Raw genomic sequence first — 16,678 nt, 5'->3', positions numbered from 1 at the left:
TGGGAAAACCTCGCAGTCGGTAAAGGGTGTTACGGGTGGTGCGGTGATCGGTCGGATCGGTCGGATCGGTCGGGCCGTCGGCCGACTCGGTCAGGCGAGGCCGAGTTCCTTGTCGATCAGGTCGAACATCTCGTCGTCCGTGGAGGCTGCTTCGAGGTCGGCGTCGGCGTCGGTGCCGTCGGCGTCCCCTTCGCGGGTGTCCTCGGCGGCAGCGTCGAGCTTCCACTGCAGTGCCTTGAGCCGGGCGGCCAGGCGGGCGCGGCCGTCCGCGTCGAGTGCGGAGGCCGCACCGGCCGTCACGGCCTGCTCCAGGTCGTCGAGTCCCGGCAGGAGGGACCCTTCCGGCTCCGCGCTGCCCGGGGAGGCCAGTTGTGCGCGCAGGTGCCGGGCGAGGGCCAGCGGGGTCGGGTGGTCGAAGACCGCCGTCGTCGGCAGCCGGAGCCCGGTGTCGGCGTTCAGGCGGTTGCGCAGTTCCACGGCGGTGAGCGAGCTCATGCCCAGGTCGAGGAAGCCGCGTTCGGCCTCGATCGAGGCGGCCGAGCCATGGCCCAGGACCGTGGCGACATGGCTGGTGATCAGTTGGAGCAGCAGCGCCTCGCGCTCGGCCGCGCCGAGCCCGGCCAGCCGCTGCGCGAAACCGCCGTCCTGCCGGACCCCGTCCGCGGGAGCGGCGGCTCCGATGGTGCTCGCGGCCCTCCGGGTGACCGCCCGTACGGGGGTGAGTGCGCGGAGCAGCGCCGGCGTACGGCCCGCGGCCGCGAAGGCCCTCGGGTCGAGCCGTACGGGGACCAGGAGGGCACGGTCGACGGCCGCGGCGGCGTCGAGCAGGCCGAGTCCTTGGCCTGCCGAGAGCGGCAGCATTCCTGAGCGTTCGAAGCGGGCGACATCCACGGGGGTCAGCCTGGACGTCATTTCACTGGAATCTCCCCAGTATCCCCACGCGAGGGAGACCGCGGTGAGTCCCTGGGCCCGGCGCCGGTGGGCGAGGGCGTCGAGGAAGGAGTTGGCGGCGGCGTAGTTGGCCTGGGCGGGACCTCCGATGACTCCGGCGAAGGAGGAGAAGAGGACGAAGGCGGACAGTTCGGTGTCGCGGGTCAGCTCGTGCAGGTGCCAGGCGGCTTGGGCCTTCGGACGCCATACGCGCTCCAGGTCCTCGGCGGTGAGGTTCTCCAGGAGGCCGTCCTGGAGTACGCCGGCCGCGTGGACCACGGCGGTGAGCGGGTGTTCGGCCGGGACGGCGGCGAGCACCTCGGCGAGGGCGTCGCGGTCGGCGGCGTCGCAGGCGGCGATGGTGACGGCCGCCCCCATCCGGGTGAGTTCTTCGCGCAGTTCCCCGGCGCCCGGGGCGGCGGGGCCCCGGCGGCCGGTGAGCAGCAGGTGCCGGACTCCGTGCTCGGTGACCAGGTGCCTGGCGACGAGTGCGCCGAGGGTCCCGGTGCCGCCGGTGATCAGGACGGTTCCGTCGCCGTGCGTGTCCCACTCCCAGACCGGGGGGCCCGAGCGGTCCTGCGGGAGTGCGGTGCGCCGGAGCCTCGGCACGGTCACCGTGCCGGCGCGCAGGGCGAGGTGGGGTTCGTCGGCGGCCGCGGCGGCCGTGACGGCGGCCGACAGCACGCGTTCGGAGGCCGGGTCCCCGTCGGTGTCGACGAGCAGGAACCGGCCGGGGTGCTCGGCCTGCGCCGAGCGGATCAGTCCGTGAACGGCCGCATCGGTGAGCGCGGCGCCGTCGCCGGGGGCGATGAGAACCAGCCGGGAGTTCGCGCTGCGCGGATCGGCCAGCCATGACTGGACCAGGTGCAGCGTCTCGCGTACGGGGGTGCTGTCCGAGGGGTTCGCAAGGTGGTCGGCCGCGGGCCGGCGCAGCAGCACCGTGTCCGCGAAGGGTGCCGTGTCCTCGGCCCCGAGGACCTCCAGCAGGGCGGGTGGACCGGTGAACGACTGCGTCGTGCCGGTGGCCGGTTCGGTGAGGACGGCAGGGGCCCAGTCGGGCTCCGTCCAGGCGGTTTCGAAGAGTGCCTGGGGTTGCCGGGGTGCCGCGGGCGGGGTGGTGGTGACGGCGGCGGCCGTGAGCACGGCCGTGCCCGTCGCATCGGCGGCGGTCAGGGAGAGGGTGCCGTCCTGGGTGCGGGTGATCCGTACGCGCAGGAGAGCGGCGCCGGTGGCCGTCAGGGTCACCGAGCCCCAGGCGACGGGCAGTTCCGCTCCGCCGCCGGGCCGGGTGGCGGTGGCCATGACCAGGGCGGTCTGCAGCAGGGCCGGGTGGATCCGGAAGCCGGACGCGGCCGTGTGCTGGGCCTGGGGCAGGGCCACTTCGGCGAGGGTGTCGCCGTCGGGCGTGGTCCAGAGCGCGCGGACGGTGCGGTGGAGCGGTCCGGGGTCGTAGCCGCCCTCGGCGAGGACGGCGTACAGCTCGTCGGTGTCGGCCGGGTGTGCGTCGTGCGGCGGCCAGGCCGTCGCGTCGCGGGGCTCGCCCGCCGGTGTGCCCGCCGGTGCGCCCGCCCAGGTCAGCGTGCCGGTGGCGTGGCGGCTCCAGTGTGCGTCCGCGGCGGTCCGGGCGTGGACCGTCAGCGGGCGGGTGCCCGCCTCGACGGCTCCTACGGTCAGCTGGAGTTCCAGGACGTCGTCCTCGGGGACGACCAGCGGGGCCAGTTCGGTGAGTTCCTCGACCATCGTGCATCCGGCCTCGTCGGCGGCCCGGACCGCCCAGTCGAGCAGGGCGGTGCCGGGGACGACGGCAGCGCCGTGCACGGTGTGGTCGGCCAGCCACGGGTGGGTCGCCGTGGCGATCCTGCCGGTGAGGACCAGGGCGCCGTCCCCGTCGGCGAGCCGGACCACGGTGTCGAGGCCGGCGGGATCCGCCGGGGCGGCGGCTGCTGCGGCCGGGGCCGCCTCGAGCCAGTACCGGCTTCGCTGGAAGGCGTACGTGGGCAGGTCCGCCGCCCCGCCGCCGCTCAGGATGCCGCTCCAGTCGACCCGTACGCCGTGCACGTGTGCCTCGGCGAGGGAGGTCAGCAGCCGCTGGGGGCCGCCGTCATGGCGGCGCAGCGAGCCCAGCGCCAGCGCGTCCGTACCGGCGGCGGCGATGGTGTCCTCGATGGCGGAGGTCAGCACCGGATGCGGGCTGGCCTCGACGAACACGTCGTGGCCCTGGACGAGGAGGGTGCGCAGGGCGTCCTCCAGGCGCACGGTGCGGCGCAGGTTCTCGTACCAGTACGAGGCGTCCAGAGGGGTGCCGGCGTCGGCCCACTTCCCGGTAAGGGTGGAGAGGAAGGGGATGTGGGGTTCGCGGGTTTCGATGCCGGCGAGGTCGGCCAGGACGGTCTCGCGGATGCTTTCGACCTGGGCGGAGTGGGAGGCGTAGTCGACGGGGATCTTCCTGGCGCGGACGCCGTCCCGGCCGCAGGCGTCGAGGAGTGCGTCGAGGGCGTCCGGCTCGCCGGAGACCACCACGGAGCCGGGGCCGTTGACGGCGGCTACGGAGATCCGCTCGCCCCAGGGCGTGAGGCGTGCGAGGACGTCCTGGTGGGAGGCGGCGACGGAGACCATGCCCCCGCGGCCGGAGAGCCCGTCGGCGATGGCCCGGCTGCGCAGCGCGACCACGCGGGCGCCGTCTTCCAGTGAGAGCGCGCCGGCCACGCAGGCGGCAGCGATCTCGCCCTGGGAGTGGCCGACGACGGCCGCGGGGCGCAGGCCGTGGGCCTGCCAGACCGCGGCGAGCGCGACCATGACCGCCCACAGGGCGGGCTGGGCCACGTCGACGCGGTCCAGCGGCGGGGCGTCCGGCTCGCCGCGCAGTACGGCGGTCAGGGACCAGTCCGCGTACGGGGCGAGGGCCTGCTCGCAGGCGGCGATGCGGGCTGCGAACTCCAGTGACGCGTCGAGGAGTTCGGCTCCCATGCCGACCCACTGGGAGCCTTGTCCGGGGAAGACCAGGACGGTTTTGCGGTCGCGTCCGGAGGTGTGGCGGCCCTGGGTGAGACCGGGCGCGGGGGCGCCGTCGGCGAGCGCGGCCAGCGCGGCCCGCAGGGTTGCGGGGTCGGCGGCGGTGACGACCGCGCGGTGTTCGAGGACGGCCCGCCGGGTGGCGAGGGAGGCGGCGAGGTCGAGCGGCGCGGCCTGCCTCCCGGCGCGGGTGTCGAGGTGTGCGAGCAGGGCAGCGGCCTGCCCGCGCAGCGCGGGTGCGCTCCGCGCGGACAGCAGCCAGGGCAGGGCCCGGACGGGCAGCGCCTCCGCCCCCTCGGAGGCAGCCGGGGCAGCCGTCGGGGCCGCTGTCGGCGCTGCGGCCCCGGCCGGGTCGGCTATGGGCATGCCGGTGCCCGAAGCCGCCTCGGGCGCTGCGTCCGGGCCCTGTTCCAGGATCACGTGGGCGTTGGTACCGCTGATGCCGAAGGAGGAGACCCCGGCCCTGCGCGGGCGGCCGTCGGCCGTCGGCCAGGCGGCGGCCTCGGACAGGACGCTTACGGCGCCCGCCGACCAGTCCACGTGCGCATTCGGTTCGTCGACGTGCAGCGACTTCGGGAGCGTGCCGTGCCTCATGGCGAGGACCATCTTCATCACCCCGGCGACACCGGCGGCGGCCTGGGTGTGCCCCAGGTTGGACTTGACGGAGCCCAGTCGCAGCGGCTGCTGCGCGTCCCGCTCCCGGCCGTAGGTGGCGAGCAGGGCCTGTGCCTCGATGGGGTCGCCGAGCCGGGTGCCGGTGCCGTGTGCCTCCACCGCGTCGATGTCGGCGCCGGTCAGGCGGGCGTTGGCCAGGGCCTGGCGGATGACCCGCTGCTGGGCGGGGCCGTTGGGGGCGGAGAGTCCGTTGGAGGCACCGTCCTGGTTGACGGCCGAGCCGCGTACGACGGCAAGTATTTGGTGGCCGTTGCGCACGGCGTCGGAGAGGCGTTCCAGGACGATCAGGCCGGCGCCTTCGGAGAAGCCGGTGCCGTCGGCGGCCGCCGAGAAGGGCTTGCAGCGGCCGTCGGCGGCGAGTCCGCGCTGCCGCGAGAAGTCCACGATGATCACCGGCGAGGACATGACGGTCACACCGCCCGCGAGGGCGAGCGAGCATTCGCCGGCCCGCAGCGCCTGGGCGGCCATGTGGAGGGCCACCAGGGAGGAGGAGCAGGCGGTGTCGACGGTGACGGCAGGTCCCTCCAGGCCGAGGGCGTAGGAGACACGGCCGGAGACCACGCTGCCGGCGTTGCCCGTGTTGACGTATCCGGTGAGCGCCTCGGGGATGTCGGCGCCGCGGGTCATGTAGTCGCTGGAGGACAGACCGGCGAAGACCCCGGTCCGGCTGCCGCGCAGGGACCTCGGGTCGATGCCGGCCCGTTCCACGGCCTCCCACGCGGTTTCCAGCAGCAGGCGCTGCTGCGGGTCCATGACGGTGGCCTCGTTGGGGCCGATGCCGAAGAAGTCCGCGTCGAAGTCGGCGGCGTCGTGCAGGAATCCGCCTTCCAGGGTGCGGGAGGCTTCCGGGTGGTCGGGGACGGAGTCGTAGAAGTGCTCCAGGTCCCAGCCCCGGTCCGTGGGGAAACCGCCGATGGCATCGGTACCGGTGGCCAGCAGCGTCCACAGGTCCTCGGGCGAGCGGACGCCGCCCGGATAGCGGCAGGCCATGCCGACGATGACCACGGGGTCGTCGTCCGGGGCGGCCGGGGCCGGGGCCGTCCCGGTCTTGGGTGCGTCGTCGGTCAGCAGGCTGCCGAGGTGTTCTGCGAGGGCGACGGGTGTCGGGTGGTCGAAGACCAGCGTGGCGGGCAGGCGCTGACCGGTCGCGTTGCCCAGCCGGTTGCGCAGCTCGACGGCGGTCAGCGAGTCGAATCCGAGGTCGCGGAAGGCCTTGCCCGCGTGGATGAGGCCGGCGTCGGCGTGGCCGAGTACGGCGGCCGCGTACGTGGTGACCAGCTCGACCAGTTCGGTCCGCCGGTCGGCGGCGGGCAGCCCGGCCAGCCGCAGCGCCAGGCCGCCGCCGGGTTCGGTGCCCGGTCCGGCCTCCACGGCGCGGCGGGCGGTCGCGCCCCGGAACAGGCCCCGCAGGATCGACGGCAACGCCTCGGGGGCGCGGCGACGCAGCACGGCGTGGTCCAGGCGCAGGGGCACGAGCAGCGGGCGGCGGGCCGCGAGGGCCGCGTCGAACAGCGTGAGCCCGTCGCGGGTCGCGAGCGGCAGCGCGCCGGTGGATCGGGCCCGGCCGCGGTGGCCGTCGTCGAGGTGTGCGGTCATTTCGCTGGCCTGGGCCCACAGGCCCCAGGCCAGTGAGGTGGCGGGCAGGCCGGCGGCCCGGCGGTGGCGGGCCAGTCCGTCGAGGAAGGCGTTGGCGGCGGCGTAGTTGCCCTGCCCGGCGTTGCCGAAGGTTCCGGCGGCCGAGGAGAAGAGGACGAAGTCGGCGAGGTCCAGATGCCGGGTCAGTTCGTGCAGGTTCCAGGCCGCGTCCGCCTTGGGGCGCAGTACGGTGCGCAGCCGCTCGGGGGTGAGGGAGGTGACCACGCCGTCGTCGAGCACACCGGCGGCGTGTACGACGGCGGTCAGCGGGTGGGCCTCGTCGACGGAGCCGAGCAGCGCGGTGAGCGCCGTACGGTCGGCGGCGTCGCAGGCGGCGAGGGTGACTTCGGCGCCCAGTTCGGCCAGTTCGGTGCGGAGTTCGGCGGCGCCGGGGCCGTCGGGGCCTCGGCGGCCGACGAGCAGCAGGTGCCGCATGCCGTGTTCCGCGACGAGGTGGCGGGCGAGCGCGCCGCCGAGTTCGCCGGTGCCGCCGGTGATGAGGACGGTGCCCTCGGGGTTCCACGGGCGGGGCACGGTGAGGACCACCTTGCCGGTGTGGCGGGCCCGGGAGACGTACCGGAACGCTTCCGGGGCGTGCTTGACGTCCCAGGCGGTGACCGGGAGCGGGCGCAGGGCGCCCTGTTCGAAGAGGGCGACGAGCTCGGCGAGCATCTCGCCGATCCGCTCGGGGCCGGCTTCGGTCAGGTCGAAGGCGCGGTAGAAGGCTCCGTGGTGGTCCCGGGCGATGTCGGCGGCGTCCCGGATGTCGGTCTTGCCCATCTCGATGAGCCGGCCGCAGGGTGCCAGGAGGCGCAGCGAGGCGTCGACGTACTCGCCGGCGAGGGAGTTGAGTACCACGTCCACTCCCCGGCCGCCGCTCGCCGTCCGGAAGGCGTCCTCGAAGTCGAGGGTGCGGGAGGAGGCCAGGCGGTCGGCGGGCAAGCCGTCGGCGGCGGCGCGCAGCAGGCGCTGCTTGGGCTCGCTCGCGGTGCCGTAGACCTCGGCGCCCCACAGGCGGGCGAGTTGGGTCGCGGCCATGCCGACGCCGCCGGCGGCGGCGTGCACGAGGATCGATTCGCCCTCGGTGAGGCCGGCGAGATCGCGCAGCGCGTAGTACGCGGTGAGGAAGGCTACGGGCACGGCGGCGGCCTGGGCGAAGGTCCAACCCACCGGCATACGGGTGACGACGCGGCCGTCGGCGACGGCGAGAGGACCGAAGCCGCCCACGACCATGCCGAAGACGTGGTCGCCGACGCGCAGGCCGGTGACGTCGGGGGCGGTCTCGACGACGAGGCCGGCGACCTCTGAGCCGAGGAACTCGGCGCCGCCCGGGTACATGCCGAGGGCATTCAGGACGTCCCGGAAGTTGAGTCCGGCGGCGCGGACCTCGATCCGTACCTGGCCCAGTTCGAGCGGCGCGGCCGACTGCGGGGCGGGCAGCAGGGCCAGCTGGTCCAGGCTGCCCTTCTCGGGGATGTCCAGGCGCCAGGGAGCCGTGCCCTCGGGTGCGGTGAGCGCGCCGGAGGTGTGCGTGCGGGCCAGGCGGGGTGCGTACGCCGCCCCCTGGCGCAGGGCCAGCTGGGGCTCGTACCCGGTGGCGATCGCCCGGGGCAGGGCCCGCCAGGAGGCGGGGTCGTCGTCGAGGTCGGCCAGCACGATCCGGCCGGGGTGCTCGGTCTGGGCCGATCGCAGCAGACCCCACAGGGCGGACCCGGGCAGGTCGGTGACCTCACCACCGGGGTCGGGAGTGACGGCCCCACGGGTGGCGACGATCAGCCGGGTCCCGTCGAACCGCTCGTCGGCCAGCCAGGCCTGGAGCGTGACGAGCACAGCGTCCAGGACGGTGGCGGCCCGGGCCGCTGGGGCGTCCGGGCCGGCCGTGTCGGCGGTGAGCAGCACGGCGTCCGGCGTACCGGTCTCGGGCAGCGCGGCCCCGAGGGCGGCCAGGCTGTCCCAGCGTGCCGGGGCTGCGCCGCCCTGGGTGAGGGCGGTCGCGTGGACGAGGTCGTCGGATCCGAGGATCGCCCAGCGGGCGGCCTGCGGCGCTCCGGACGGGGCCGTCGGGGCCGTTGCTCCGGTCGGGGCCGTCGGGAGCGGGGTCCACTCCAGGTGGAAGAGGCCGTCGCGGACCGTACGGGAGACGGCATCGGCGGCGCCGAGGGCGGCGGCGGTGACGGGGCGTACGGCCAGGGCGTCGATGGTGGCGACCGGGCGGCCGAGCGGGTCGGTCATCAGGAGCGACACCGCACCGGGTCCGGCGGGGCGCAGGCGGACCCGCAGGGCGGTGGCGCCGGTGGCGTGGAGGGTGATCCCGGTCCAGGAGAAGGGCAGGCCGGTGCTGCCTTCGGCATTGCCCAGCGGTCCGAATCCGGCCGCGTGCAGCGCCGCGTCCAGCAGTGCCGGGTGGATGCCGTAGCGGGCGGCGTCCGCCAGGCCGGTCTCGGGCAGGGCCACTTCGGCGTACACGTCCGCGCCGAGCCGCCAGGCCGTCCGCAGGCCCTGGAACACCGGGCCGTACTCGTAGCCTTCGGCGCGCAGGGCCGCGTAGTGCCCGTCGATCGCCGGGACGGGCTCGGCCCCGTGCGGGGGCCAGGCGGCGGACGCGTCGGCGAGGGGCTCCGCGCCGGGCTCGGCCAGCGTGCCGTCGGCGTGGTGGGTCCACTGCGCTTCCGGCGCGTCGTCGGGCCGGGTGTGGAGAGTGACGGTCCGCTGCCCGGAGGCGTCGGCGGCGCCGACCGCGATCTGCACCTGGATGCCGCCCCGTTCGGGCAGCAGGACGGGCGCGTGCAGGGTCAGTTCCTCGACCCTGCCACAGCCGAGCTCGTCACCGGCCCGGACGGCCACCTCGACGAGGGCGGCGCCGGGCACTATGACGGTGCCGCCGACCGCGTGGTCGCCGAGCCAGGGGTGGCTGCGCAGCGACCAGCGGGCGGTGGCGACGAGCTCGTCTGCGAGTGCGAGCGGCAGTGCCGCGCCGAGCAGCGGGTGGTCGAGGGAGCCGAGTCCGGCGGAGGCGAGGTCCCCGGCGCCGCCGGTGGCCGGGCGCGGCCAGTAGCGGCGGTGCTGGAAGGCGTACGTGGGCAGTTGCGTCCGGGTACCGGGATACGGGGCTCCGGTGGCGGTCTCGAAGAAGTCGTCCCAGTCGATGCGGGTGCCGTGGTTGCGGGCATCGGCGAGGGACAGCGCGAACCGGGTGAGACCGCCCTCGTCGCGGCGCAGGGTCCCGGTGGCGGCCGCGGCGCAGCCGGTGGCCTCGATGGTCTCCTGCACGCCGGTCGTGACGACGGGGTGCGGGCTGACCTCGATGAACACGCGGTGGCCGGCGTCGAGCAGGGCGCGGGTGGCCTGTTCGAACTCGACGGTGCCGCGCAGGTTGGCGTACCAGTAGGCGCCGTCGAGGAGGGTCGTGTCGAGCTGGGTGCCGGTGACGGTGGAGTAGAAGGGGATGCGTGCCGTACGGGGTGTGACGGGCGCGAGGACGGTGCGGAGTTCCTCCTCCGTACGGGCCACTTGGGCGGAGTGCGAGGCGTAGTCGACGGGGATCCGCCTGGCTCGTACGCCGTCCCGGGCACAGGTGTCGAGGAGGGCGTCCAGGGCGTCGGGCTCGCCGGAGACCACGACGGACGAGGGGCTGTTGACGGCGGCCAGGGAGAGCCGCCCGCCCCAGGGGGCCAGCAGTGCGCGCACCGCGTCGGCGGGCTGGGCGACGGACACCATTCCGCCCTCCCCTGACAGTGCCGTCAGGGCCTTGCTGCGCAGGACGACGACGCGCGCGGCGTCGTCCAGGGTGAGGGCGCCGGCCACGCAGGCGGCGGCGATCTCGCCCTGGGAGTGGCCGACGACGGCCGCGGGGCGCACGCCGTGCGCCTGCCACAGCTCGGCGAGGGACACCATGACGGCGAAGAGCACGGGCTGGACCACGTCGACCCGGTCGAGCGAGGGAGCGCCTTCGGTTCCGCGCAGCACGTCCATCGGGGACCAATCGGCGTACGCACCGAGGGCGGCGGCGCACTCGGCCATGCGGGACGCGAACACCGGTGAGGTGTCGAGCAGTTCGAGCGCCATGCCGGTCCACTGGGAGCCCTGCCCGGGGAAGACGAAGACGGTGTCGCCGTCGCTCCCGGCGGTGCCTTCGAGGACGACGGGCGATGTCCGGCCCCGGCCCTCGGCGAGGGCGTCCAAGCCGGCGAGCAGGGTGGTGGCTTCGGCGGCGACGACGGTGGCTCGGTGTTCCATGGTGGTACGGGTGGTCGCCAGTGCGTGCGCGACGCCGTCCAGCCCGGGGCCGGCCCCTGTGCCCCTCAGGTGCGCCGCCAGCCGCGCCGCCTGCGCGGCCAGTGCCTCCGGGGACTTGGCGGACAGTACGTGGGGCAGGGCGGGCAACGGCTTCGTGGGGACGTCGTGTTCCGCCCCCGCCGCGGAGGCCATGAGCGACAGGGGGTCGGCCGCCTCCAGGATGACGTGGGCGTTGGTGCCGCTGATGCCGAAGGAGGAGACGCCCGCCCGGTGCGGGCGGTCCACCGTCGGCCATGCGGTGGGGGCGGTGAGGAGCTCGACCGCGCCCGCCGACCAGTCGACCTGCGGGGACGGCTCGTCCACGTGCAGGGACTGCGGCAGCACGCCGTGGCGCATGGCCAGGATCATCTTGATGACGCCGGCGGCGCCGGCCGCGGCCTGGGTGTGGCCGATGTTGGACTTGACCGAGCCGAGGAACAACGGCCGGTCCGCCGTCCGGTCCTGCCCGTACGTGGCGAGCAGCGCCTGCGCTTCGATCGGGTCGCCGAGCCGGGTGCCGGTGCCGTGCGCCTCCACCGCGTCGACCTCGGCGGCGCCCAGTCCGGCATCGGCCAGGGCCTGGCGGATGACGCGCTGCTGGGAGGGTCCGTTGGGGGCGGTCAGGCCGTTGGAGGCGCCGTCCTGGTTGACGGCGGAGCCGCGGAGCACGGCCAGCACCTCGTGACCGTTGCGGCGTGCGTCGCAGAGGCGTTCCACCAGCAGCAGGCCCACGCCCTCGGCCCAGCCGGTGCCGTCCGCGGCCCCCGCGAACGGCTTGCAGCGTCCGTCGGCCGCGAGACCGCGCTGCCGGGAGAACTCCACGAACATGTGCGGGGTCGACATGACGGTGACGCCGCCGGCCAGGGCGAGGGTGCATTCGCCGCGGCGCAGCGCCTGCGCCGCCAGGTGCAGGGCGACCAGCGAGGAGGAGCAGGCGGTGTCCACGGTGACGGCCGGGCCTTCGAGGCCGAAGGCGTACGACACCCGGCCGGAGACCACGCTGGCCGCGTTGCCGGTCATCAGGTGCCCGGTGACGTCGTCCGGGGCGGAGCCGAGGACCTGCTGGTAGTCCTGGAAGTTGGAGCCGACGAACACGCCGGTCGCGGTCCCGCGCAGGGTGTCGGGGGCGATGCCGGCCCGCTCGACGGTCTCCCACGCGGTCTCCAGCAGCAGCCGCTGCTGCGGGTCCATGGCCAGGGCCTCGCGCGGGGAGATCCCGAAGAAGTCGGCGTCGAAGTCGGCAGGGCCGGTGAGGAAGCCGCCTTCGCGGACGTAACTGGTGCCCTGGTGTTCCGGGTCGGGGTCGTAGAGCCCGTCGATGTCCCAGCCCCGGTCGGTGGGCAGGTGCGACACGCCGTCGCCGCCCCGGGCGAGCAGTTCCCAGAATTCCTCCGGGGAGCCGACGCCGCCGGGGAAGCGGCAGGCCATGGAGACGATGGCGATCGGCTCGTCCGCGTCCGCCCGTACCGCGACGGCAGTGCTGGCATCCGAGTCCGTGTGCCCGTCCAACAGCTCGGCGCGCAGGTGGGCGGCCACGGCGGCCGCGGTCGGGTGGTCGAACAGGAGCGTGGCGGGCAGGCGCATGCCGGTGACGGCGGTGAGCCGGTTGCGCAGCTCCACGGCGGTCAGGGAGTCGAAGCCCAGTTCACGGAAGGCCCGGTTGACGTCGACGGTGCCCACGGAGGCGTGCCCGAGGACGCCGGCGATCTCCTCACGGAGCAGATCGGTCAGCGCACGTTCCTGTTCCGCGGCGGTCGCCAGGCCCAGCAGCCGCTCACGCAGCGGCGACGTCGCTCCACCGGCCTTCTCCCCGGCACGCGTCAGGCGGCCGCGCACCTCCGGCAGGTCGCCGATCAGCGGACTGGGCCGAGCGGCCGTGAAGGCCGGTGCGTAGACGTCCCAGTCGATGTCGGCGACGGTCACGCAGGCGGCGCCGCGGACGAGGGCCTGCTGGAGGGCGGCGAGGGCCAGCTCGGGCGCCATGGGGGCCATGCCGCTGCGCCGGATCCGGTCGGCGAGGGCCTCGCTGTCGGCGGCCATGCCCGCGTCGGCCCAGGAGCCCCAGGCCACGGAGGTGGCGGGCAGGCCGGCGGCGCGGCGCTGCTCGGCGAGGGCGTCGAGGCAGGCGTTGGCGGCGGCGTAGTTGGCCTGTCCGGCGTTGCCGAGCACACCGGTGACGGAGGAGAACAGCACGAACATCGACAGCCCCGGACCGCCCCGCGGGTCACGGGTGAGCTCGTCCAGCAGCCGGGCGGATTCGGCCTTGGCGCGCAGCACCGTCTCGAACCGCTCGCCGGTCAGGGCGTCCAGAACGCCGTCGTCGAGGATGCCGGCGGCGTGGACGACACCGGTCAGCGGCAGCTCGGCGGGGACGGCTGCGAGGAGGGCGGTGAGCGCGTCGCGGTCGGCGGTGTCGCAGGCCGCGACGGTGACCCGTACGCCCGCCGCCTCCAGCTCGGCGGCCAGTTCGGCCGCACCCTCGGCCGCCGGGCCGCGGCGGCCGGCCAGCAGCAGGTGCTCGGCGCCCGCGCCGGCCAGCCAGCGGGCGACGCGGCCGCCCAGGGCGCCCGTGCCGCCGGTGACGAGGACGGTGCCGCGCGGGGCCGTCCAGGGCTCCGCGTCGCGGGCGGGTTCGACGCGGGCGGGTTCGACCCGGGCGAGGCGCCGCGCGTACGTGCCGCAGGCCCGTACGGCGATCTGGTCCTCGGGCGTGCCCGCACCGAGCACACCGGCCACCCGAGCCGCGAGGTCGCGGCCGTCCACGGCCGCAGGGAGGTCGATCAGCCCGCCCCAGCGCTGCGGGGCCTCCAGCGCGGCGACCCGGCCCAGGCCCCAGATCTGGGCCTGCACGGGGTCGGCGGGCGGCTGCGCGGCGTCGACGGACACCGCGCCGCGGGTCAGGCACCACAGGGGCGCCCGCGCTCCGGCGGCCTCCAGGGCGCGCAGCAGCTCGGCGGTGGCGAGGAGGCCGCGCGGGACCGCCGGGTGGGCGGGGTGCGGGCGCTCGTCCAAGGCGAGGAAGGACAGGACGCCGGACACCGGCCCGGCGGCGGTGGCCAGGGCCTCGCGGACCGCTTCCGCGAGGGATTCGGCACCTTCGGCGGCGGGCACGACGAGCCGCTCGATGTGCCCGCCGAGGCCGTCCAGAGCGGAGAGCAGCCCGGCGAGGGACTCGTCGTCCGCCGCGTGGTCGGGTACGACGGCCAGCCAGCCGGAGCCGGACGGCAGCCCGGCGGGGGGACCCTCGAGGGCGGTCCAGGTGGCCCGGTAGGAGCAGGCGTCGAGCGCGGCGCGGGTGCGCCGCCGGGAGCGCCAGGCTCCGAGAACGGGGAGCAGGTCGTCGAGGGAGGCCTCGGCGGCCTCGCCTTCGATGCCGAGTACGGCGGAGGCGGCGGCGAGGTCACCGCGTTCGGCGGCCTCCCAGAAGGCGCTCTCCACCGCGTCGACGGCGATCGTCCCACTGCCGCCGCCCAGCAGGTCCGTTCCGCCGGACCGGAGCCAGAACCGTTCGCGCTGGAAGGCGTACGTGGGAAGGTCGGCGCGGGCGGCGCCCACGGGGGCGAAGAAGGCGGCCCAGTCGATGTCCACGCCGCCGGTGTGCAGCCGGGCGAGGGCCCGTACGAGTGAGGTCTCCTCGTCCGTGCCCTTGCGCAGGGCGGGTACCAGCATCGCGGTGTCGCCGCCCGCGATCTCGGCGGCCAGCGCGGACAGCACACCGTCCGGGCCGAGTTCCAGGTACCGGGTCACGCCCAGGTCCGCGAGGGTGCGGATGCCGTCGCCGAATCGGACCGCTTCGCGGACATGGCGCACCCAGTAGTCCGGGGTGCACAGCTCGCGGGTCGAGGCGAGCTGTCCGGTGAGGTTGGAGACGAGCGGAAGAGCGGGCACGCCGAAGGACAGCCCTGCCACGACCGCGCGGAACTCGTCCAGCATCGGGTCCATCAGCCGGGAGTGGAAGGCGTGCGAGACCCGCAGGCGGGTCGCCTCGCGTCCCCGCGCCTCGAAGTGGGCGCGTACGGCTTCCACGGCTTTCTCGGCACCCGAGACCACCACGGCCGACGGACCGTTGACGGCGGCGATCGAGACGGACTCGCCCAGAAGCGGGAGGACTTCCTCCTCGGTCGCCCGGAGCGCGAGCATCGCACCGCCGTCCGGCAGGGCCTGCATCAGCCGGCCGCGGGCCGCCACCAGCGCACACGCGTCCGTGAGGGAGAACACGCCGGTCACGTGCGCGGCCACCACCTCGCCGATCGAGTGACCGGCCACGAAATCCGGGCGGACGCCCCACGATTCGACCAGCCGGAACAGCGCGACCTCGAGGGCGAACAGCCCGGTCTGCGCGTACCCGGTCCGGTTCAGCTCATCGGCATCCTCACCCCAGACCACGTCCCGCACCGGCACGTCCAGCTCGGCGCACACCGCGTCGAAGGCCTCCGCGAACACCGGGAAGCGGGCGTACAGTTCCCGGCCCATGCCCAGCCGTTGTGAGCCCTGGCCCGAGAACAGCACGCCCAGGGGGTCCTTGCCCGCGAGGGCCGTCAACCCCAAGCCTTCCGCGAGGGCGTCGAGGCCGGTCAGCAGGGTGGCCCGGTCCCCGGCCACGACCGCGGCCCGGTGTTCCAGCGGGGCGCGCGTGGTGGCGAGCGAGAAGGCGATGTCGGCCGCGGTCAACTCGGTGCGGTCGCGGACGTGTTCGGCCAGCCGCGAGGCCTGGGCGCGCAGCGCCTGCGCGGTCTTCGCCGAGAGCACCCAGGGCAGTACCGTGGAGGCGTCGGATCCGCCACGCACCGTGGCCGTCTCGGCCTGCGCGGCCTGCGCGGCCTGCGGCTGTTCGAGGATCACGTGGGCGTTGGTGCCGCTGACTCCGAACGAGGAGACGGCCGCCCGTCGCGGCCGGCCCTCCACCGCGGGCCAGGCGGCCCCGTCCGTGAGCAGCCGTACGCTTCCGGCCGTCCAGTCCACGTGCGGGGACGGCTCGTCGAGGTGCAGGGTCCCGGGCAGGAAGCCGTGCCGCATGGCGAGCACGGTCTTGATGACGCCCGCGACGCCCGCCGCGGCCTGCGTGTGGCCGATGTTGGACTTCATCGAGCCGAGGAGCAGCGGCCGGTCCGCCGGGCGTCCCTGGCCGTACGTGGCCAGCAGCGCGGTGGCCTCGATGGGGTCGCCGAGCCGGGTGCCGGTGCCGTGCGCCTCCACGGCGTCCACGTCGTCGGCGGCGAGGCCCGCGTCGGAGAGCGCCCGCCGGATGACGCGCTGCTGCGAAGGCCCGTTCGGCGCCGTCAGGCCGTTGCTGGCGCCGTCCTGGTTGACCGCGGAGCCGCGTACGACGGCCAGCACCGGATGGCCGGCCCGGACGGCGTCGGACAGTCGCTCGACCAGGACGACGCCGGCGCCCTCGCTCCACGCGGTGCCGTCGGCGGCAGCCGAGAAGGGCTTGCAGCGGCCGTCGGCGGCCAGGCCGCCCTGGCGCCCGAACTCCACGAACATCTGCGGGGTGGACATGACGGTGACGCCGCCGGCCAGCGCGAGCGCGCACTCACCGCGCCGCAGCGACTGCACCGCCAGGTGCAGGGCGACCAGGGAGGAGGAGCAGGCCGTGTCGACGGTGATGGCCGGGCCTTCCAGGCCCAGGACGTACGAGATGCGCCCGGAGGCGACGCTGACGGTGTTCCCGGTGAGGAGGTGGCCGGCCACTTCCTCGCGGACCTGTCCGGGAGCGGCGGCCGTGGCGGCCGTGTCGTAGCCGCCGTGTCCGGCGCCGATGAACACGCCGGTCTGGGAGCCGCGCAGGTCGTGCGGGGAGATGCCGGCGCGTTCGACGGCCTCCCAGGCCGTCTCCAGCATCAGTCGCTGCTGCGGGTCCATGGCGAGGGCCTCGCGCGGGGAGATCCCGAAGAACGCGGCGTCGAAATCGCCCGCGCCGTGCAGGAAGCCGCTCTCGCGCGGGTACCCGGTCTCGCCGTCGCCTCCCGAGCCGACGCCGCCGTCGCGGCCGTCGAGGTCCCAGCCGCGATCGGTGGGGAAGGCGCCGACCGCGTCGACTCCGCCGCGCACCAGCTCCCACAGTTGCTCGGGCGTATCGGCGCCGCCCGGGTAGCGGCAGGCCATGCCGACGATGGCGATGGGCTCCCGGCTCTTCTCGTGCACCTCT

The 16,678-nt window shown here is 75.2% G+C and carries 1 protein-coding gene; it reads right to left on the bottom strand.

Annotated features, from left to right (window positions below):
* Positions 1 to 90: 90 nt before the first annotated feature.
* A complete protein-coding gene (locus AC3IYJ_RS38080) occupies positions 91 to 16,674 on the bottom strand; it encodes a type I polyketide synthase (protein ID WP_489403049.1) in 16,584 nt (5,527 codons plus the stop codon).
* Positions 16,675 to 16,678: the final 4 nt, after the last annotated feature.

It is taken from the genome of Streptomyces sp. GL_140, from assembly GCF_057834465.1.
Note: the sequence above shows the minus strand (reverse complement) of the source record. Positions and strands in the feature narration are given on the sequence as shown.